This is a genomic window from Reichenbachiella versicolor (assembly GCF_003171675.1).
In the GTDB taxonomy this organism is placed as follows: domain Bacteria; phylum Bacteroidota; class Bacteroidia; order Cytophagales; family Cyclobacteriaceae; genus Reichenbachiella; species Reichenbachiella versicolor.
Genome location: NZ_QFZQ01000009.1, coordinates 89,460 through 111,204, shown reverse-complemented (window position 1 = coordinate 111,204; position 21,745 = coordinate 89,460). Strand labels below are relative to the sequence as shown.

Genomic DNA, 21,745 nt, shown 5'->3' with positions numbered 1-21,745 from the left:
TTATCGAAAGCCAACTAAGCTAATTAGAATGAAGCTCCCCGACCCAAGGGTATGAGGTATCTTTGGGATTTTATTTCTACTCGACCCAAGGATCAGGGAATTAAACCCAAAAGGCTATCGCCCTGCGATTAAATTCCAAACTCATCTTCTTCCCAAATCCAGAGATACACTGGATGGAATCCAGCATACGCAGCGACATTGGGGTTATCCAGTTGTGATGCTAAGTCATTCTGACCCCATACCGCTAAGTTTGCTCCTTTAAAATTGGGAAGAGTATTCAGGACACGAACATCCTTCACCTCTGTACCTAGTAGATCCAGATATTCCAACTTCTTGAGAGGCTCTAAAGCTGAGATATCAGTGACTTCACTTTCCATAAACGTAAGCTTTTTTAAGTTTGGAAACTTATCAATCTCTTTGAGATCTAGCTTGCACACTATATTCGACAGGTCTAAACTTTCGAGATTAGGCTGCTCTTCGAACGTGGAAAAGTTTTCTATATTGGCATTTTCTAAACTCAATACCTTCAAATGTTCCAACTTTCCTAAGGTCACTTTAGCACTTCCTTTGAGTTGTAGGTACTCTAAATTAGGAAACTGATCGAAACCATTTATTTCATAATCATAACTCACCAGATTGAGACGTTTTAGGTTTTTCATTTCTGGAAGCATGTTGAAATCAATGGTAGGTGAATCAGTAGAGTCACCGATCTTTAAGGATTTTAGTTTTTTAAGATGCTCGAACCCAGTAAAAGTCACATCTGTTTCGAGCTTTAGATACTCTAGGTTCTTGAGGTTTTCTAAGCTGAAAGTACCTTCTTCGTAAAACATCATCAATGACAGCCTTTTTAAGTTTTGAAGGGTCAAAATATGAGAGACTAACTCCCCATCGATAAATGCGATCACTAAAGACTCCAATGCGGTAAACTCTCTGATCAAATGCGGTGACTTGACTCCTTCTGACTCATAGATATCCAACGATTTTAGTTGGTTTTTTAGTGGCAGTATCTGGGGAAAGATCTCTAATGCTTCATCCTCATCTCCATATTGTGACACACTAAAATCAATCAAGCTAGCAAAGTCTTGGATATAACTGTAGTCTTGAACTGTACTACTACTCAAGCTAATACTCTCTATCTGCTGAGCAATCGGTAAAAACGCCTCTAGATGCACATTAGAGTCTTGAAAGTATAACTTCTTTACCTGCTGAAAGGTATCAATGCCCTCTAACTTTTGTTCTGTGAACTTATGGATCTCTAACCTATCAATATGGTTCTTAAAAGGGGATAACTTAATTAAATCCAAAGGCTTTTCCCCTTGCTCTAGTGCAAGGCCTATTTTCTTACCTGACTTGTTTTCTAATATTGATTGATCTTCAATAATCGTATCAGAGTCGATAGCAAACCCTCCCAAAGAAGGGAAGTGAGTCAGCCCTGAAATGCTACCGATCTGGCAATTCGTCACTTCTATAGATTTTAATGAGTGAGCAAATGGGAGAAAGGAAATATCATCAAAGCTGGTGTCGGTAATAGTCAAACGACGAGTTGTCCCTTTTGAACCTCTCTTGGGGCTATGGGTGAAGGTAATGTTGTTTAATATCAAAAGAGAGATATCTTCCAGATCATCCATCTCCTGAATATTGTCAATGTGACAATTGGTAAACTCTACTTGCCTGAATCGCTTGTAATTGAGCTGCTGGTGACAGGCTAAACAACTAGCATCTAGGCTCATATTAGAGCAGATTACATGACCCGGCATGCGACCAATCGTGTCACAGTTGCTGTTCTGAAAGGTAACATTGTCCAGTTGTAAATTGAAACAATTGAATTTTAGGAGTTCAGAAAAATTTTGAATGGTAGAATTCGTAAGTTTAAAACTTTCCAGTTTCTGTAAGTACGGCACCAGTGGGGTAAAATCCTCGATAGTCACACCATACAAATCCAAACTTCGCAGCTCTTCCTTACGAATATAATAGAGGCTTTTTTGATCCTGATCTTCGTCTAATGATTGTTCTTCTAATTTAACTCCCAGAATAGCCTCTATCTCTTGTATTGCCTTCATTATTGTTTCGTTGTTTACTGGATTTTTCGTGAAGATAGGGCGGTCATTTCTACTTCCAAACGCCGAACGTATTTATGCTGCGTCTCAATATATATTTGAATCGTCCGAATGAAAATTCGTCTGTGAGAAGAGTTCTCCTTTATCTGTTTAAAACAATTTTTACTATCGTAGAATTGATTTTACTCATGAAGTCATATAGGACGGCTAATAGTTGAAATAACAGCGCCATTGCGAATAGACTGTCGATAGAAAATCGAGGGGCTATGCGGCAATCCGTTCACTGAACTTCTGCATGACATGAACAGATTACTTCACTCCGTTCGTAATGACGAAATATACTTACGAGTTTGCATTTTATGAATAACGTCAAACATCTAATTAAGGTCTTAAAAAGTCGTCCTTCCCGACCTTTCGGGAAAGCGATCTATTCAGGTAGGCAGCTGCCCCACTTTGACAGATTACTATGTAGTAGCAAACCAACAGGCTATAAAATGCTCCTCCGCAGCGGAGGGACCAATTGTTTAGCGTAAAAAGCTTCCTCCGCAGCGGAGCGAGGTTTTGTTCAGCGTAAAAAGCTTCCTCCGCGGCGGAGCAACGTTTTGTCATGCGTAAAAACCTTCCTCCGCTGCGGAGGAAGGTTCCAACGTCAGTAAAAATCGTGCTCCGCTGCGGAGCTATAAAATTCAGATTTCTCCTATGTGTTCACTATTGCGAACACCTAATACATTCCCTTTCATTAGGTTAGCAACAACAAACAAACCATGCAATTAATCTCATCGATAATATGAATGCCACAACTTGTAAGACATTACTTTCTTTAAAATCAGTAGAAGCACTAGAGGCTTTTTCAGAGAAGACTGATCTATTGCGACTTCAGAGAAATTTGCGAAGCGTAGTATTCCAATACCTTCACACCAAGCATGACGAACTAATGGATGACTTTGAGTGTTTCATTAAGGATTTAGATCAACTGTTTTACTTTTTGGATATCATCATGGATGAAGAAAAGGGCAAGGATATACCCGAGTAAATGCATTCACCGTGAATAACATAGTCAGCTTTTGACCATGTATTATTTCAGAATTAGTGACAGCAAGATTTCCGCCGATCTGATCGAAGGCAATAGATAACTAACCAATGGGCACCTAAGTATTGAGGCACTTATGATTTGCTCAGTTCCATAGATTAGCTATTGCTGTGTAGGTTGGATCGGCTATCTTTCTTTTATAGAAATAATCAATTAGTTCACTACATAGATAAGTTAGACTCAAAGAATTTCTTCATCCAATTTATCGAGTGCGTTCTTACTAACAACATAGGCGTATATACTATTGGGAACGATTAAGAGGTCTTCATAATCTTCAAACTTGGTTTTACTGGTTATCACTCCTTTAGACAGCCTGTTTTTCTCCATAAACTTTTTAAGCTTTCCTGCTTTAGGATTATCTGACCACTTGACCTCGACAGCCCAATGAACGTTTTGAAAATTATTACTCACCTGAATCAAGTCAACCTCCCCCTCTTCTTTTCCTACTTTCCAATTAGCATATCTTAGATATTCATGCTCCCTGTGCATATATTGAGCATACACTGCGGTCTCAACCAAGTGAGGAAAACGCTCATCACTAGCCCTTATTCTACCAAAAAGACCCGTGAATAAACTAGGATTGGTTAGATATACCTTAAACTGGGTTATATTTTTAAATCTTTTAGCTGATAGATCTACTCTATGCAAGACCTTAACAAGAAATGCAGCTTCTAGGTACTTTATATATTTCTTTATTGTCTTGTTGTCAGTTTTTGTTTCTTGAGAAACCTTTTTGTAGTCTAAAATCTCACCAGTCCTGTAGGACAATACATTAAAAAACTGCTGCAACTCTAAGGTATTTTCTATCCCGAACAATCCCGGCAAGTCCTTCATTATTACCTTATCCGTAATATCCTTCTGGATCACACGCTCAGGGTTTTTCACCTTGTCTGAGTTAAGCGCTATTTCTGGAAAACCTCCAAAATTTATGTAATCAATAAAGTGATCATTGAATTTCTCAATGTCTGAACATTTATAAAACCTACGAGCTCCTCCAAAATTAACTTCCGTTTCTGAGAGCATCTTGTCATATCCATTGAGGTCAATATATTCTGCAAATGTTAGTGGAGGTAAAAAATAATCTGTAAACCTTCCTGCACCACTTTCAATACTTTTCATTCTAAGAGCGGCAGCAGCACTCCCACTTGCAATAAATTTCGTTTTCCTGTTCTTATCAACTAGTGACTTTAAATGAATTTCCCAATCCTTTAAGTACTGTATTTCATCAAAAAAGACATATGTATTCTCTAGTGATACATTATTGATCGACAAACCATCATTTACAAGTTCTTCTAATGGGACATTCGTATAAATAGGAGTGTCTAGACTAAAATAAAAAATATGCTTTGGATCCACACCACTATCAATAAGATCCTGTATGGCTTGATACATAATCACCGTCTTTCCAATCCTTCTAGGTCCCATTAGTACTACAGCACGATGAGGGAATTTCTGGGAAACTAGATCGAAGAAACCATTATAGTAACGTCTCTTGCTAAATTCATCGTAAAAAGGAATCCTCCTCTCCTCCCACCATGTGTTATCATCAATTATTCTACCCGTTAATATATTCTTGTCGAAACCCATATTTTAAATTCAAGGATGGTAATCCCAAAATTATAAACAACGAATTAAAGGACAACTATCCCATAATTAAAAAAGAATTCTAAAAACTGGGTCAGTAGATGCTCTATGATGAGCAGTTTGAACCAAACAATCTTCCCATATACCACCAGATTGCCATCACTTCACACTACATTGAACCAATTGAACACCATAGGGCGGTATTGTTTGCTCACTGGTATCTTAACTTGAGCCCGCCGGTAAAAAAGAAAAAGAGGCTGCCCTAATGAGCAGCCTCTATGATCTGAAAAAACACTATTTCTTCTCTAGTTTGCGCTCCACCACCAAGCGCCAGCGTTTAGGTCATCATTTCCGTCCAATAGCTTGATAGCATTTTCGTAGTTCTCAGCGTTGAGAGACTGTTCGTCTGCTGGATAAAAAAGTCTTACAGGTACATTCCCATTATTGGAAGTGCCAGGACCTGCTTTGATAAACGAAGGCTTTCTTGTTCTTTTCCAGTCTAGCCATGCTTCTATACCTACATGATACAGTGCCAGCCACTTTTGCTCGTAAAGCACTTCAGTAGTATTATCATATGGAGCTGTCGTTGTTAAAAAATCAGCCGGCATAGTTAATCCCCACTGAGTAAAGGAAGCTTCTACAGCAGCGTCATAATATCCCTTAGCGGTACCTGTAGAAATATATCCTTCTTCTCTTGCCTCGGCCAAGATGAAGTTCAATTCACTATAAGTAACCCAAATTGACTGGATCAAAGTACCAGAGTTGTAGAACTCTTCAGATCTACGAGAATAGTCTGCTGGTCTACCGATGTTTGATTGATCCAAACCTGGAGCTACGCCTTGTAATCTATCAGCGGCACAAGTAGCATCACCTTCAGCACATTGTCTTGGACTTAAGAACAACTCAAGTCTAGGGTCATTGTCATCCAAATTATCAATAAAAGTAGTAGTAGGTACGCTCAAGAAATAATCATAAGCTCTTCCACCATTCACCGCTGACACTGTAGATACATCAGGCACTACCCCAGAATATTCATAAATAACATCGTCCTCCGTAGATCCAAGCAATGGATACTTAGCTGGATTCTCCAAAATGGCCTTAAGGTTTGAAGATATATTAGTATTGACATTAGCCGTATGCATTAACAATCTCACTCGTAGAGTATTAGCATACTTTTGCCACATAGCCATATTCCCATCAAAAAGAATATCTCCCTTGACACTACCATCAGTATCGATCAGGCTATTGGCTCTTTCCAAATTCGTAAAAAGCTGATTGTAGATATCCTCCTGATTGTCATATGAAGGTGTTATCATATTAGACTCTGCCAATAGAGCTTCAGAATAAGGTACATGACCATAAGCATCAGTAATCACACTCATGACTTGAGACTCTAGGATGAGCGCTACTGCCTCTAGGTTTTGATCTCCATCAGCTATCGCTTGACTTTTTACATCTTGAATATTCAAGAGAACCTGATACATCGGTGACCAAAAACGGTCGTCCCCACTCCATCGATACAAATCCAAGTTGATGAACTCGTAGTTGGCTGCATATTGTGAAATGATATCTCCGAAGTTGTAAGCTTCATTCACATTGATATTGGCAAAATCAAAAATGATCGTAGGTAGTAAGAACTCTGACCCTACAGACTCTGGTTGATTGCCATTGGTATTGATAGACTCAAAGTCATCAGTACAAGCGCTGAAAAACACCGTGGCCAACGCTAAAAAGCATATAATTCTTTTCATGATTGAGTGTATTAAAATTTTAGATTGACTTTGAAACCGTATGTTCTGGCAGAAGGCAGCTGTGTCACTTCGATACCTGGTAAGATAGTTCCCCCGCTTAGTCCCTGTACTTCAGGGTCTATGTTAGGTACATCTGACCATACGAAGAGATTTGTTCCTACGAAACTGACTACCAAATCTTGAACTCCTAAGCTTTCTATCACTTTGTGAGGTAGTGAATAGCTAAGACTTACTTGTCTAAGCTTCAAGTAAGAAGCATCAAACAAATTGGCTTCAGCATTGGATCTAGGTACAGCATAAGCCCAAGTCTCAGCAGTTACTTCTGTAGTATTAGGTACATATCCACCAGCACCATCTGACACTACACCCTCTCCTACTACACCGTCTCTCCAGCCTTCGGTGAATTGAAGTGTACCACTCTCTCTACCTATCGCTTGTGTATATGAATATAGGTCTCCTCCGTGACGATAGTCAAACTGAGCAAATAGCTTGATGTTTTTATAACTGAATGCGGTATTGAAACCCAGCATCCAATCTGGATTGTAGTTTCCTACTTTTTTTCTGTCTGTACCGGTGATAGGAGAACCAGACTCGTCATAGATGATTTGTCCTGCGTCATTTCTTTCATAAGTACGTCCATAGATATCTCCCATTCGCTCTCCTGGTCGAGCTTCTACGGTAATATTATCTGGTCCTTGTGCGATCACAAAACTTTCAAGACCTGGAGCCAAAGATTTAACTTCTGATCTGTTTCTACTAAAGTTGGCCGCCAACTCCCATGAGAAGTCTGGAGTCTTTACTGGTATACCTCCTAGCGATAACTCTACTCCTGAGTTCACGATTTCACCAGCATTGATGATCGTAGAGTTGTAACCAGTAGATCGAGAGACATTAGCAGAGATGATTTGATCTTTAGTACTTGTATAGTAGTAAGATGCATCTGCGTATAGTCTTTGTCCAAAGAAATATGTCTCTAGACCAATTTCACTTGAAGTAGTTCTTTCCGGCTTAAGATCTGCATTTGGAAGTACAGTCGGATTCGTAAAAGTACCCGGTCTCGTGCCAAATGAATAGGTCTTTCTCAAACTCAAAGGATCTGTGTCATTTCCGACCTGCGCGATATTGGCTCTAAGCTTGATTAGCTCAACTTGCTCTGGTAAGTCAAAAATGGCAGTAGAAATGAATGATACTGATGCAGATGGATAAAAGTATGACCAGTTATCAGATGGCAAAGTGGATGACCAATCATTTCTAGCTGTCAGATCCAAATACAAAAACTTCTTATATCCTAGATTGACAAAACCATAAACACTCTGTATTTCTTTCTCGAAATATTCACTGGAAAGCACAGGCGTCACATTGATGTTGGACAATGTATATAGTCCTGGTACAGTCAATCCATTACCTTGAACAAGATCAATACCTATCTTTTGATTGTAACGATTACCACCAACAGAAAATTTGGTCTCTAACTCTCCAAAGCGATTGTCATAAGTAAGCAAAACATCCATGTTCAACTCTTTGACATCCACATTCTGCTCTCTCACCATTCCATTGACAAATCTGTGAGATCCTACTGGTCTTCTAGAAAATCTAAAATCTGATGATTCGTCGATTCCTACTCGTCCCAAAACCTTCAAGTTCTCCGTAAGGTCATAGGTCGTGGTAAAAGCACCTAAAATTCTTTTCTTATCAAATGAGTTGATGTTCTCATTCACGATCAACCAAGGATTGTCACCCCAAGAGAATAGTCTTCTTTGCTCTTCATCTGGAGTAATCCAATAATTCTTAAGATCCTTGAGGTCTACATTTAGATAGTTCCACAGCAAGGTGTACATGATCCCCTGCGATCCATATCCAGCTACAGGCAAGTTATCACTCTCACTTTTCAGATAGTTCACCCTAGCATCCATTCTCCACTTGTCTGTAATCTGATAGCCTGTATTTAATCTAAAGCTGTTTCTAGTCAGATCAGTATTAGGTACGATACCTGTATTGCGATTGTATCTGTAGCTAAATCGATAATCGATCTTGTCAGTCGCTCCAGACAACGCAACCGTATTATCCAATTGCAATCCAGTTTCAAAAAAGTCGTTGAGATCGTATCTATTAATAAATGGTCTCTCTACAGGTTCGCCTAGCGCTAACTCATGCTCTATAACTGTTCCATCCAAAGCAGGACCATAGTTAGTACCAAAATCTGATGCATAGGCCTGAGCCCATCCTCCTCCATAGCTGGATTGTAAATCTGGTAATACCAATGCCGAACTGAACATCGTGCTTGAACTGATCTCTACACCTATTCCTTGCTCTGCTTTACCCTTTTTGGTTGTAATCACAATTACACCATTTGAAGCTCTAGAACCATACAACGCTGAAGCAGCTGCTCCTTTAAGAATGTTTACACTTTCTATATCAGCACTGTTGATCTCTGCGATTCCATTACCGTAGTCAGTAGGCAAATCAGCCTGATCGGTAGGTCCTCCTCCTACTCCGTATATTTCATTGTTGACAGGTACACCGTCTATGACAAAGAGCGGCGCATTTTTATTGATGTTCAATGAATTCTCTCCTCTGAGTACTATCCTAGATGAACTAGCGACACCATTGCCTGAGCCAGTTACCTGTAGACCTGCTACTTTACCCGCCAAAAGATTGACCACGTTAGGTGTACTTACTTGATTAAGCTCAGCAGATTTTACTTCCTGAACTGCAAACCCTATTGATCTTTTCTCTTTCTTCAGCCCCAGAGCAGTGACTACGACTTCATTAAGGACATCAACATCGACTTCCATCGAGACATCAATGACTGATTGATCTCCTACAGGGATTTCCTGAGTGACATATCCTACAAATGATACCACCAACACATCGGTACTAGACACCTGTATGGAAAACTTTCCATCCATATCGGTCAAAGTACCCTTGTTTGTTCCTTGGACAAGCAGGGTTACACCTGGCAACCCAACGCCCGCTTGATCCTTTACGATACCCGTAACGTTCGTCTGGGCAAACGCACTCCAACTACCCAGCAAGAGCACTAAGAATAAAATTTTTCTCATAGTTTTAGTTATTCACTTTAACAGATTAAGATTTCACTTTTACCCATGTCGTCACTGCGTGATTTTTCGTTTTTAGTACAACCTTGACATATGGGGTTTTCTTTGGTGGGTTGATTTTGGTAGTAAAAGTTCTTTTTTGAACATCTACTTGGCCTACAGCCTTGTATTGATCTTCTTTTCCATCTTTTCGCTCATTGGTGTAGCTCACGTATACTGTAGCCTCTTCATGATTCCTGTATTCTGTCAACCAGTCGAGCTGGAGATATCCTCCTAAATAAGTTCCTCGTAAGTCGAATGCATCTACTGCCCCAGTTAGTGAAATACCGTCCAATTCATTGGCCGTAGATGCTGGAATATCAATATTGAGATAGTTGCATACGGTGGGCAGGATATCGACAATCGCTACCTGATTATTTTGAGCATAAAGGTTCTGAATGGGTCTATTCATTATTACCCAAGTGCTTCTCTCTCGGAAACTCTGAGAGCCGTGGTCTTTACCATCTGTGGGCTTTCGGCCGTGATCTGTCGTCACGATGATCAACCACTCTTCATCAGTCGCTTGTTCTCTTAGCTTCACAGCGTCCTGAATAGTACCGATCAATGCATCTTCATAAGTAACTGCACTATATAGCTCAGGGCCATCGCCATGCATATGTCCCATATCGTCAGTATGCTCTAGATATACCCAAGACAAATCAGGACCGTGGTTAATGATATAATCCGCTGCTTCAGCTACTACTTTATTGTCTATTCGCTTTAGATAGTGCTTGTTTGCATCGTGTGGATACGCTGCCGTATCTAGCTCAAATCCGTCAAAGGCATAGTCTAACTTCAAAGAACCTGTGGAGGATAACCCTTCTCCTAACAACTTGGTTCTATTGTCTTCCCAAGTAGAGAATATGGCAATTTTGCCTTCTGGATAAGCGTCTTTGTAAATTCTGAATACAGTAGGATAATTGTAGTTAGGTGAAACAATAGAGTTACCAAATACATGATGTTTATGACACCAAGTTCCTGTAAGCATGCTATTGTACCCTACTGCTGATATACTAGGCGTTTCGCTAATCGTCCCTCGTCGACCACCTACATACGCTGGACTAAACCAACCTTGCTCAGACATCGCGTCCATATAGGGAGTACTGACCTTATGAAAAGTGTCAGTTGATATACCATCTACCAATATCATAACTACTTTTCTTTTGCGATTGGCAGAAGCAGCTATTCGCTCATTAGTAAGCGTATCTTCTGGCGAGGTCAATACCACATCGATCTTGGCTCTTCCATTTACAGGTATCACTTGAAAATCATATCCATAGAAATAGTAGATCAGTGTATCGTTAGACTGTGTATCTATTCTATACTTCTCTTCGTGATCGACTATAGCGGTGACACCTGTAGTCTTAGATACTACATGAGTACCCAATACTGATCTACCTGACAAATCAGTGACAGTACCTGTGATACTGTGCTGTCCAAAACTGGTTACCGTTACTCCAAGAAAGATTAAACACCCAAGTGCATACCTCTTCATATCCATCTTTTTTTTGGAGGTAAAAGTATGCGGGTGAATTAAATGATTGACCGACCGTTCAGTTAATTAATCTTTAAACGTTCGTTACCAAAACGGAGGATTTTATGTCTAGGATTAACATATATTTTTTTTCACCACCCCTGATATAAATCTAAAATCTGGTAGACTTGCTGTTTTATCAATCACCGCCTTTTAACGGGAATTAGGCATTTAGAACCAACACAATTGACCAATAGAATCAATGGGTAGAAAGAGTATAACAGAGGAAAAGAGAAAGGAAATCATCATAGCCTTCTATAATACAGCAAAAAAGATCGGACTAGAAAATACGTCTATTGCCAAATTAGCTGAGGAACTGGAGGTCAGTAAAAGTTTGATTTTACATCATTTCAAATCTAAACATGAGCTGCTTACTCATCTTCACAATTTCCTACTGGAACAATACTTGAAATTCCTTAATAAAAACGGAACACCGGAAATAACCTCTCGTGAAGAAATTGTTAAATACGTTACCTCACTTTTTTCTAGAGACTGGAATAAGTACTTCGATGATGGGGTATTCTATAGTTGCTATGCGCTAATATTTAGACTGGAGGAATTCAAAACAAGCATGAGCTCTTATCTCGAAAAGGTTCATATCAACCTGAAAGAGAAATTGATCAGTGCTAAAGAAAATCAGGTGATCGAAAACGACGACATAGACGAAATCACTGAAATTATATTTAGTCTAGTAGATGGTGCTTATTTCTATCTGGGAACGATTAATGATAATGACAAGTACAAGAGACTGGAACAGCTATATATAAAGCATGCTCTTGGGCTCATCCAGTTTTCATGATTTGCGAAATACTGGAATCAATGCTATTCCTCCCCATGCAAGATTCAAAAAGGCTGTAGGATAGTCTCTAATATATAAACCATTCAAAACCAACAGAGCAGCTCCTACCAAATTGAACATCATATAAGATGTGTCTTGCACTTGTATTTTTCTACTGGCCAATAAGAAATACCCAACCAGATAGGAAAACGCGCCTACCCAAGCCAAAAGATTTATTAGGTCATCGACAGTAAAACTATATGTCATATTTAATTTTCTATTCTTAACTTCTCTCCTAGTGGCAAAACTAGGTCTCACAAATCACACAATTATCAAGTCAAAACTATTGTTATCTCAATGGTATCTGAATATTTCATATCAGCCCAGATGAAAATGGCAGCTCTCAAGCTGAGGTTGAATAGAGAATATTAACTTTTTTCACTTTTGATCAAGCATAAAAAACACCTCCCATTATACTTTGAGAGGTGTCTTTTATCCAAAGTTACCTACACTTATTTTCTTATAATTTTTCTATTAATAAGTTCTCCATTAGGCAACTTCACTCTCAATATATAAATCCCTGATGATAGTGAATGAATGTTGATCTTTCCTTCTAGTTGGTAACCATCAACTAACTGCTCAACGGTCTCGATTAGCTTTGTACCATCTAGATCATAGAGCGTGATCACAGTCTCACCTTTCATAGCTTTGGTCAAACGAAAGTTTACCAACCAATCAGATGGGTTAGGGTATATTAATATCCCTTCCTCTAACTCTAACTCTTCCTCTATCACAGGTTCTTCCAATTCTTCTACCTCTCTTGCAGAGTTTGCCTGTGCAGTTTTTTGATTCTGGCAATAGCTATTCATAGCAGAGCGCAACTCACCGGTAGGTTTGTCAAAATTGGAATGATAGATATTGTAATTGGTACCAAATAGTGGATGATCCACAAAACCATATGAAGCTAGTGTGGTGTTACTATTGGCCAATTTCTTAGACTCACCCCAAACACTCTGGCCCAATGCCCCGACGTCTTTGTAAGCAAAGTGGGTTTCACCTTCATAAATGAAGTTTCCATTAGCAAAAGAGCGATTGAGACTTCTATCTATTAAGGTAGTCAAGGTCAAGGAAGAAACGCCGTAAGACACCGTGATCCAATTCTCTAGCTCACTTTCAATATTTGAATTCATATTGAGGTTTTCCAAGATCACATCCCAATCTATCAAATCAGTAATGTCATGCTCACCTACCAACCCTCCTGATTCTCCGATTAAAGTGCTATAGCCAATTTCAGAAGACGCTATACCAGCACTTTGATAGCTTGTTGGATTGGTCCTCTGCTTATTGGTTTGCACTTGAATGGTTAGTCCCAATGCATCATCTATTTTACCATGAGCGCTGTTATTGTAAACGAAATAAGGCTTTTCTTTTATTTTCAAATACGCCTCGAAACTATCTCCATTTCGCACAATGGCTACACCGAACTTAGGTTGATTGAGCAAGTTGAAATTCCCTAAAGGACGATCGTATAGAGGAGTACCTCCTAACAGACCATTGTTATACCATTCACAACCTGGCCCATCACATGGATTTTGACCTCCAGGAGTGACAATCCTTCCATCACCATCCCTTAGCATCTTAGTAGAAATAGTCAACGTCCCTTTCAAGGCAAGATCACCAAATACAACATGAGGCCGTGGATCGGGCTCCTTTAGATTGATCTTTTGATCACTCCGCTTCACCTTGTCCTTGATAGCATCATACTGTAGCTTTCTTGCACTGGCTACTTTTAGTTTAGCTTCTCCTCGAGCGATAGTGGCTGATCCTTTACCTATTTTAGCCACTCCTTGTGCTATTTTAGCCGCTCCTTCGACTTTCTTTGAAGCAAAGCCCAAAATTGGACTATCCATCATCTTGGCTGCACCTTCCACGATAGTAGCTGCACCTTCAGCAATCGTAAAGGTACCTGAGGCAATTTGAGAGTTGCCATCTTGCTTGGTACCTCTCCAGGTTAACCAAGCCGCTTCTTTCTCCCATTTTTCAATCTTTTTCCCTACCAATACTCCATTAATTTCATTGGAATATTCTACTAGATCAAACTGATCATATTGATTGAATACGGTAGTCCCTAGCGTATTTTCTAGACTTCCAAAATCATTGTCCATCACACTCATCAAATAATCTTCCCTATGTGATGTCCAATCATCATACGGATCTGTTCCCGCAGGAATACTCCCTCCTGACAAGCGACCTATGATAGAGAGATCTCCTTTAGTTTGCTTATAGGCCTCCAATGTGAAGTTTGATTCAAAAAAACAAACACAGGGATCAAATTCCATGTAAAAGTCGGCAAAATACCATTGTCTACCTGACGAACTGAAAAAGGTCATCGGCTGGCTAAAACTACTTGCTTTCACTCTGTCTAGAGAAGCAAACTGAGCCATCCCTCCCCACATCTGGGGTCGATATTTATTGTTGCTGTCAGTATTTAGACTTAGGATCAATTGATTGGCTTCTCCTTCGTTTTTCGTATACACCATCACCCTTAGCATCCCTAGAACTCGGTCATACAGCATCACATACGGAAGTAAAGGAGCTTGTGAACGGATAGTACCGTCTGCATTGTAGCCTAAGTCAGCTTTGATCAACTCCCAGCCTTCATTGTATGAAAAATCTTCTCCACCCTGATAGGCTCCAGTAGACTGATCGTACTTCGCTGAAATGCTATTGTAAAAATCTCCTGACTGATAAAATGGACTAAAGACTTCCTCTTCCTGAATACCTGCATCTCGATAGCGAATGGGCCACTTGGTCTGGGTCCAGTCGAAGGTATTGACAATTTCCCCATCTGGTGAGTGTGGAAAAAAAGCATCGGAAGAGTAATATGTAGAACCATCATTCCCTCCGAAATCACTTCTTAAATTCACCAGAGCATTTTTCAAAGTATAGGAAAGTTGTACCTCACCTTGTTCTAGTTGCACAAGCATTCTAGCATTTTGAGAGATAGACTGATTCATGAAAAACTCTGTAGGGTCATTCAATGGAAGTCGATACTCTTTTCCATTTTGAGATGCTACCAGATATTGCTGTCCTTCAAACCCAAAGGTGATAGGTACTCCAAATACAAAATCGGTTGCTATTTCGCCTCCAAAAAGCGAAGCATTAGATCGTGGTAGTTCTTGTCCGCCTTGACCAAAAATAAGTGAAATAACGCCATTATGAATCTTAATTCCTACCTTGGGAATAGCTTGATCATAGGTACTACTCATGAGATTGTGCCGTATATAGTCTACGAATCCCACGGTACCCTCTGTACCTGAAGCAATTGTTATTCGAAAATCATCCGAACCATACCCTCCTACAAAGAACTTAGAAGAAACAAAGTTGTTTCTTTTATTATTGTTTATTTGATAGATACGAGTTCGACGATTAGCAAGGTCTTCTTCAATATTGCCCTTGTTCGCATTAAGAATCGGATCTGCTTTTTCGAATGTAATCGGATAGTACATGTTTACATCAAAATCGACCTTCCTAATAATGAACCTCTTAGAAGAGCCGACCGGAGTCATAATCTTACAGTCACACGTAGCATCGTTAGCTCCTGAGACTGTGGTGATGTATCCCTTAGCTACTATCCCATCAGACTTGTCTGCATCAGTAGTATTAGGCCCTGCTTCCGACATCCGAAATAGCAACGAGGAACGTTCGCTATTCAGTTCATTGGTAAAAACAGGAACACCGTCATCTTTTATTTGCAGAATTGCTCCTTTTTCCGACGCACTGTATACCTGAAAATAACCCTTGTAACGGTTTTCAATGATCCAAAAATAAAAACGAGTATCGTCTGGGTTCAATGCCTCCATCGACCCTATATCGTCAGTCCTATGTTTAAGGTAGTCTCCTCCTGAAATATCTTCTTGTATTGTATATATCCCTTTGATATACGAACCTAAAGGCATATTTCTAAAATCCGGTTCGCTAAACTGCAGTGATGCTGACCGTGCACTAACCTGAAAAGCCCCACCGAGACATATCAAACAATACAAAATAAGTTTGATGAACTTCTTTTTCATAATGATAGATTTTATAGTTCTCGACTTATTTAAAGGGTATCTAATTTTTCCTTCAGTTTCTTATTCTCATTCTTGAGTATTACCATCTCTTTTTCCAGTTTGATCAGATGAAGAAAAATAGACTCTATATTCTCCACTGATTGGATCGTAATGTCATTGAGATTCATTCCTTGATCAACTACCTCACTTTCAGAAGGCATATTAGGGAGGTGATGGTGTTTTTTGACAAAGGTCTCGACCTCGCTCAGCTCCATTAAATCATACTCTTCTGTGAACACATAATCTGGAAAGCTTGCGGCCGAAGTGACAAAAGACTTTGCATATACGTCACCTGCTATTTCTAATTTGTGATTAGGGGTAAGAGTACCAACACCTACATTTCCATCGTCTCTGACATAGAGATGAGTCAATTGATTATTTCGAACCCTCAATGCATATCTTTCCGAGCTGTTATTTTGACGTGTATTGATATCCATACCATCCTTAGACTGTCCATGTGCAATCAAAACATGCGGACCATTTGGACTCCCAAAAACGGCTTGCCAATTGTCAACATGCTTCCTCACTTCTAATGCATGAGAAGACGAGACTCTACTTGTACCAATATTTATGGAACCTGTAGCACGCAGACTTCCAGCTACATCCAAATCAGCTATCGGGTTTGTATTTCTGATTCCAACATTCCCTTTTTTAAGAATTGTAAGTGCATCACCTACACCTGCAACCCATAGAGCTAAATTACCTCCAGGTCTATTCGCCAGTTCAACTCTATTATGAATTCCTTCATTGGTAGAGACTCTCAAATAAGCTTGGTTCCAAGAAGATTCAAAAAGCCCAACTGCACCATTGGCATAGACATGGAATTTGTGATTTGGAGAGTTCGTCCCAATACCGACATATCCATTATGATGTACCCTCATATTCTCTTGGCCAGCAGAATTAAGAAACAAAACTTCATCATCTCCAGTATTATCCGCATCAGGGTGGATTTTTATTGCTCCCCAACTCTGATACTCACCTCCATTTGTACGAATATTGCCAGCCACATGTAGTTTTTCTGTTGGATTATCAATACCAATTCCTAAATTTCCATTTCGTGTTAGAATCATTTTCCTATTCCCACGATCGCTGTGAAGACCATTTGCAGCAAACCCCCACCATAGATCTCCTTGATTCACCATATTCCACCCTCTATCACCGGAGGTTTGAAGCCTTAAATAAGAATAGTGATTACTGTTGTCATCATTAATGGTATACCTATCTCTATCAGTCCCTTTGGCTGACCCCCAGAATTGAGCATATGAAAGCTGGTTCAAAAAAATACTACAAAGAATCATCACCACACAGGTGACTTTTTGGATAGTGAAATGGTTCACTTTTCTTTTAAATAAATTACTAGTCATTTTTACTTAACTGATTGTTGATCCTACTCATCGGGCACACTTTGCCCCTGGCTTTTCGGTTACCGCCTCTCTCGTGAAAATCTACTGCACGAGAACAGCTATTTATTATTCTAATTTTTAGGGCACAAAAATTCCTCAAAGGATATATCTACCCTTAAAAGGTTTTTGGATAGCCAAAACCATTCGTCTCGACTCTCGAAAAATGTATGATAAATCTCAGTACCTCTTAAGATGGTTTCTATCTTATCGTTATACAAGATGAACCAATGGAGGTAGAGAATAAACTAAAGGAGTCTTATCCCTTTAATTGGAAATAAAAACTCTAGGTACACGAGGCTACAGAGTCCCTTCTATGTAGCTCGACCTATCTGGCAGGGGAATTAAACCTTACAGATAAATGCACTGTGATTGGTCAGGATGCCTTAAAGTACATTCCTCGTAATAGGATTATATAAGATTCTGGAAGCAACCTGTAAATAGTCAGCTATATTTAATATTAGTGAAGCGGAAAGTGGATAGCTAGTTCTATGCTTAATCATGTATTTAATTATTCGTTGGTTATTTGTTTAGGGTCAATCAAAATTAACGGTTCAATGCACAATCCTAAGCATTTCTACATGATCGTTATTTTACATTAATGTTATGTAAAACCGTTATTTAATAACATTAAATAATAACAAGAATTAATTGCAATTTGCAGCCATATCATAGCGCATCTTTGAATAATTCAAGAGATTAATATCAAGGAAATAAATCTTAACGGGCAGTCCCCTTTAAAGCCTTCTTTCAACCTGTATAATATTTGCTATAACCACACCCTCACATGAATACCCACAGTCTATAAGTTTCAATAAATAAAAAACCACCTCAGCTCTCGCCAAGGTGGTATAATGAAACTATCCGACTCAATGGTTGGAATATCTTTTAACTATATTAAGCTACCTCTTCTGTATCCTCTTCCGTTTCTTCAGCTTCATTTTCCGAACGCGTCTTTCTAGACTTAGCCACGGTCATGATAGCTGTGGTAATACCGTCGATCAATGAAATAACCTCGTCATATTCACCTTCGGTAGTAGTACTTTGAAAAAAGATTTATTAGGTCATTAATTCCAAAACTATACTCCATACTTAGGTTTATATTCTTTACTCTTCCTAGTAGCAAAACTAAGTCTCACAAACAAATAAAGGCCGTTGCAAAACCCTCTGATTTTGTAACGGCCTTATAACTTAGCTTGTAAGGTAAAAGCTTGATAAAGTTTGATCGATTACTTCATGCTCGTTTAAACAGATTGTGTGCTTAGCAATATCTGATGATAGTACCACAGGACCCTCTCTGAAATAACTTACATGTTCACTGCCTTCGTCGTCTGTGGGTACTATATGAATCGTTTCGTTATTAGTGAAGACAATAGCGTTTAAACCTGAAGGAGTCAGATTTATTCGGATACGTTCACTATTTATGCCGAATCCTTTAAGCGTATAGATATCCGGATGCTTACTTTGGAGTTTTTTGGATAGTAAGTTAGAAAAACGAACATTGAAGGATAATTCACCTCCCTGAGGATGTGGTATACTCAGTTGAGCACTTCCGGTTTGGCGAATTTCTTCTATGATACCAATTACAACATTCCTATCAAGCCTTTTTTGATTCGTTTGCCCCTTAACAATTTGAACCTTATTTGTGCTAGCCCCAGCCCAAGGAGATGTCTTTTCCGCAACAACTAGATGTGCTACAATTGCAAAAAGGCCAATAAAAATTTTGAAAATTTTATTACTAATCATTCTTTTCAGATTCTTTTTCTGTTTGATTTAAATTTCTCGATCTCCTAACGTGATTTTCCTATATGGTAAATGTTAGTTGAGGTAATTAAAACTTGCAGCGCAACTCAATCTTCGTATAAGAAAGAGCTGATCAAGATTCATAAGGCGGATTAGTATTCTGATCGGTTTTTAAATATTATTATTGAATCACCCAGATATCATTTTTATGATAAAATCATACCTGTTCTCATTTATAAAGTGCAAATGAATCCATAAATACCAATTTAACGAAACGGTACATTTTAATCACTGAGTTGTAGCGTTTGAGCTTCCCCCCTTCTTTATCATACTTCAATGATAGCGACTCTAACATACCTAATCTGTATTGAGCATCATTGATTTGTTTTAAAAAACCATTGTGTGTAAATTAATTAATAATAGAGATACTCTTTTGGAGTTGTTCGTGCTAAATTGCGCGCCCAAAAAATTGCAAATTATGAAAATTACAACCAGATGTAAATTGAATAGCCAAAGTATTGGCTATTCTATGACTTGTCTGTTGTTGAGTATTCTTGTACTCACCAATGGGTGTCAGCAAGATGAACCTGATCTAGTAGAGTCTCAACCTTTAGATAGTGCTATTCCATACTTTCAAGCTAAGTTGATCGGAGACGAAAATGATGAAGAACTAGACGTCAAATATGAACAGCTGAAGGAACAGTTTGAATCGTTTCAGATATACGAACTGGTCATTGAAGATGTGTCCAGTTTTGTTTCTCAATCCCCTAATACACCTTTCAAATTGTTTTTTTCAGAGAAAGACCAGTGGGATATGCAACTGGAACCTTCTGATTTGATGAGTGAAGATTATCAATCCTATGGGGTATCATCTAGAGGTCGGGTTATATCAGAGCTGATGAAGAATGTCTATTATAATGGACAAACCACTAACAACGCTGCGGTAACTGCCACCCTAGATGGATCGACTATCAATGCCATGATCCACATGGATCATGAAGAAGTATTCATTGAAAATGTGGCTAATTTGGGTATCGAAGGGGAGCCAAATAAAGTGATCATTTACAGATCTAGCGATCTGAAAGATTCAAAGAAATATACCTGTACAGCGAAAACAATAGATGATCACTCACACTTGAGAACCTCAGAGGTAGTAGAAAGTCAAGATGAGTGCAGAGTAGGTCGTGTGGTAGATATCATTACTACTACTACGTATGATTTTTACGCGACTACTGGCCAACGCAATGTTCATACGATCAACTCGCTGCATTTAACCTATATCAATCACATGCAGTCAAGGTTCAATGAATTCAACATCAAGTTTCGGGTAAAAAAGCAGTTGGTTATTACGGAAGACATAGGTGATCCAAGAGACCACTTAGAGTTTGAGAATAACGTATTGATCATATTGAAAAATTACGAAAACGACGACGTTGTGGGTAGTGCCTATTTAGGTGGAATGTGTCTACCATTCGATCGGTCTTATATGTTTGTGACTTCCATTGTAAGTACCTCTTTCTCTGTTCAAACCTATTCACATGAAATGGGACATTTGTTCAATGCACGTCATAATGACCAAGACAGGAACATTATGAATACTTCCTCAAATGCAAGTACTGTAACAAGTAGATGGCACCCATCTACAAGGGAGGTTATCAATGCAAATAAATTCAGACGCTGCATTCATTGTGAAGAGCCTATTACTCACGGGATGTATGTATTTGATAGAGCTAGAGGGAATGGAACGTCTATCAGTCAGTCTAGAATACCTGCTGCAAACATTAAAGTTGGAGATTTTGATGGAGATGACAAAGATGACCTGATTACGTCAGATGGTGTGAATTGGTATATCGCATACAGCAAAAGCCTTCACCGTTGGGATATAGCTAATAACAACTCCTATCCTATCAATAATGTGCTAATTGGCGATTTTGATGGCGATGGCAAGTCAGATGTTTTTGCTCAAACAGGATCAGGTTGGCACATTTCTAAAGGAGCTACTGATTCGTGGACCAAAATATCTGGCTCTGGTACACAAGTATCTACGCTTGCAGTTGGAGATTTCAATGGAGATGGCATAGATGATATCATGAGGCAGTGGGATAGCTTTAATGGACAAGGTATAGGATGGTATGTAGCCTTTGGAGATGCTGGGAGTACTTTGAGTCATGATAATTGGAACAAGGTGACTTCTTCTGGCTTTGAGATGAAAGATGTTCGTGTGGGAGATTATAATGGAGATGGTATAGATGATATCCTAGCGCGGCATGGTACAGGTGGCGCTCAAGGAGTAGGTTGGTATGCAGTTTTTGGTAAGAATCAAAGACCTTTTGACTCTTGGGAAAAGATGAATGACAGCGGTTCTTATATGTCAGATGTACTAATCGGTGATTTTAACAACGATGGGGAGGATGATGTTTTGAAACACTTTGGCTTCAGTATGTTCGCAGGTGCTGGCTGGTACGTCAGTGATGGAGCTTCTGAAGATTGGATCAAAATACGAGACGAGTTTCAAGTAGGACCAGGTATCCAATCACTCCTAGTAGGTGATTTCACTGGAAACAACTCAACAGATATCATATATATTAAATAACGAAA

12 protein-coding genes are annotated in these 21,745 nt (G+C 39.1%); 3 read left to right on the top strand and 9 right to left on the bottom strand.

What is annotated here, in order from left to right; genetic code table 11:
- Positions 1 to 128 precede the first annotated feature (128 nt).
- Positions 129 to 2,060: a leucine-rich repeat domain-containing protein gene (locus tag DKG80_RS17445; RefSeq protein WP_109832662.1), complete on the bottom strand. Its 1,932-nt coding sequence runs from the start codon at positions 2,058 to 2,060 to the stop codon at positions 129 to 131.
- A gap of 784 nt (positions 2,061 to 2,844) precedes the next feature.
- On the opposite strand from DKG80_RS17445, the gene DKG80_RS17440 reads away from it, so the two are divergent.
- On the top strand, positions 2,845 to 3,090 hold the full coding sequence (locus DKG80_RS17440) for a hypothetical protein (protein ID WP_109832661.1): 246 nt from the start codon (positions 2,845 to 2,847) through the stop codon (positions 3,088 to 3,090).
- Positions 3,091 to 3,327: 237 nt separating this feature from the next.
- On the opposite strand, the gene DKG80_RS17435 is transcribed toward DKG80_RS17440, so the two are convergent.
- The 4 genes from DKG80_RS17435 to DKG80_RS17420 form a co-directional block, all read right to left on the bottom strand.
- The gene (locus DKG80_RS17435) at positions 3,328 to 4,734 is read right to left on the bottom strand and encodes an ATP-binding protein (RefSeq protein WP_109832660.1); all 1,407 of its coding nucleotides are present in this window, start codon (positions 4,732 to 4,734) and stop codon (positions 3,328 to 3,330) included.
- 302 nt (positions 4,735 to 5,036) lie between these two features.
- Positions 5,037 to 6,482 (bottom strand): SusD/RagB family nutrient-binding outer membrane lipoprotein, encoded by a 1,446-nt coding sequence (locus tag DKG80_RS17430; RefSeq protein WP_109832659.1) that lies wholly within the window; start codon positions 6,480 to 6,482, stop codon positions 5,037 to 5,039.
- Between the two features lie 11 nt (positions 6,483 to 6,493).
- The gene (locus tag DKG80_RS17425) at positions 6,494 to 9,544 is read right to left on the bottom strand and encodes a SusC/RagA family TonB-linked outer membrane protein (RefSeq protein ID WP_109832658.1); all 3,051 of its coding nucleotides are present in this window, start codon (positions 9,542 to 9,544) and stop codon (positions 6,494 to 6,496) included.
- Between the two features lie 25 nt (positions 9,545 to 9,569).
- Complete coding sequence (locus DKG80_RS17420; RefSeq protein WP_221409154.1) at positions 9,570 to 11,075, bottom strand: alkaline phosphatase family protein; 1,506 nt, start codon at positions 11,073 to 11,075, stop codon at positions 9,570 to 9,572.
- Positions 11,076 to 11,316: 241 nt separating this feature from the next.
- Here DKG80_RS17420 and DKG80_RS17415 point away from each other — a divergent pair, with 241 nt between their 5' ends.
- Complete coding sequence (locus DKG80_RS17415) at positions 11,317 to 11,913, top strand: TetR family transcriptional regulator (RefSeq protein ID WP_109832657.1); 597 nt, start codon at positions 11,317 to 11,319, stop codon at positions 11,911 to 11,913.
- Here the strand turns inward: DKG80_RS17415 and DKG80_RS17410 are convergent.
- From DKG80_RS17410 to DKG80_RS17395, 4 genes are all read right to left on the bottom strand, one after another.
- Positions 11,908 to 12,159 carry a CBU_0592 family membrane protein gene (locus DKG80_RS17410; RefSeq protein WP_109832656.1) on the bottom strand — a complete coding sequence of 84 codons (252 nt, stop codon included), beginning with the start codon at positions 12,157 to 12,159 and terminating at the stop codon, positions 11,908 to 11,910. The genes DKG80_RS17415 and DKG80_RS17410 overlap by 6 nt on opposite strands.
- 245 nt (positions 12,160 to 12,404) lie before the next feature.
- Positions 12,405 to 15,965, bottom strand: coding sequence for a T9SS type A sorting domain-containing protein (locus DKG80_RS17405; RefSeq protein ID WP_109832655.1), 3,561 nt, complete (start codon positions 15,963 to 15,965; stop codon positions 12,405 to 12,407).
- Between the two features lie 29 nt (positions 15,966 to 15,994).
- Positions 15,995 to 17,368 (bottom strand): hypothetical protein, encoded by a 1,374-nt coding sequence (locus DKG80_RS17400; protein WP_109832654.1) that lies wholly within the window; start codon positions 17,366 to 17,368, stop codon positions 15,995 to 15,997.
- Between the two features lie 1,227 nt (positions 17,369 to 18,595).
- A complete protein-coding gene (locus DKG80_RS17395; protein WP_109832653.1) occupies positions 18,596 to 19,150 on the bottom strand; it encodes a hypothetical protein in 555 nt (184 codons plus the stop codon).
- Positions 19,151 to 19,625: 475 nt separating this feature from the next.
- Here DKG80_RS17395 and DKG80_RS17390 point away from each other — a divergent pair, with 475 nt between their 5' ends.
- Positions 19,626 to 21,740, top strand: coding sequence for an FG-GAP-like repeat-containing protein (locus tag DKG80_RS17390; RefSeq protein ID WP_109832652.1), 2,115 nt, complete (start codon positions 19,626 to 19,628; stop codon positions 21,738 to 21,740).
- The last annotated feature ends 5 nt before the right edge of the window (positions 21,741 to 21,745 follow it).

Bases quoted from the DNA above. Each gene is read 5' to 3' on its own strand.
- DKG80_RS17395 (WP_109832653.1), bottom strand. From the start codon at position 19,150: ATGATTAGTAATAAAATTTTCAAAATTTTTATTGGCCTTTTTGCAATT.
- DKG80_RS17430 (WP_109832659.1), bottom strand. From the start codon at position 6,482: ATGAAAAGAATTATATGCTTTTTAGCGTTGGCCACGGTGTTTTTCAGC.
- DKG80_RS17420 (WP_221409154.1), bottom strand. From the start codon at position 11,075: ATGAAGAGGTATGCACTTGGGTGTTTAATCTTTCTTGGAGTAACGGTA.
- DKG80_RS17410 (WP_109832656.1), bottom strand. From the start codon at position 12,159: ATGACATATAGTTTTACTGTCGATGACCTAATAAATCTTTTGGCTTGG.
- DKG80_RS17435 (WP_109832660.1), bottom strand. From the start codon at position 4,734: ATGGGTTTCGACAAGAATATATTAACGGGTAGAATAATTGATGATAAC.
- DKG80_RS17405 (WP_109832655.1), bottom strand. From the start codon at position 15,965: ATGAAAAAGAAGTTCATCAAACTTATTTTGTATTGTTTGATATGTCTC.
- DKG80_RS17445 (WP_109832662.1), bottom strand. From the start codon at position 2,060: ATGAAGGCAATACAAGAGATAGAGGCTATTCTGGGAGTTAAATTAGAA.
- DKG80_RS17400 (WP_109832654.1), bottom strand. From the start codon at position 17,368: ATGACTAGTAATTTATTTAAAAGAAAAGTGAACCATTTCACTATCCAA.
- DKG80_RS17425 (WP_109832658.1), bottom strand. From the start codon at position 9,544: ATGAGAAAAATTTTATTCTTAGTGCTCTTGCTGGGTAGTTGGAGTGCG.
- DKG80_RS17440 (WP_109832661.1), top strand. From the start codon at position 2,845: ATGAATGCCACAACTTGTAAGACATTACTTTCTTTAAAATCAGTAGAA.
- DKG80_RS17390 (WP_109832652.1), top strand. From the start codon at position 19,626: ATGAAAATTACAACCAGATGTAAATTGAATAGCCAAAGTATTGGCTAT.
- DKG80_RS17415 (WP_109832657.1), top strand. From the start codon at position 11,317: ATGGGTAGAAAGAGTATAACAGAGGAAAAGAGAAAGGAAATCATCATA.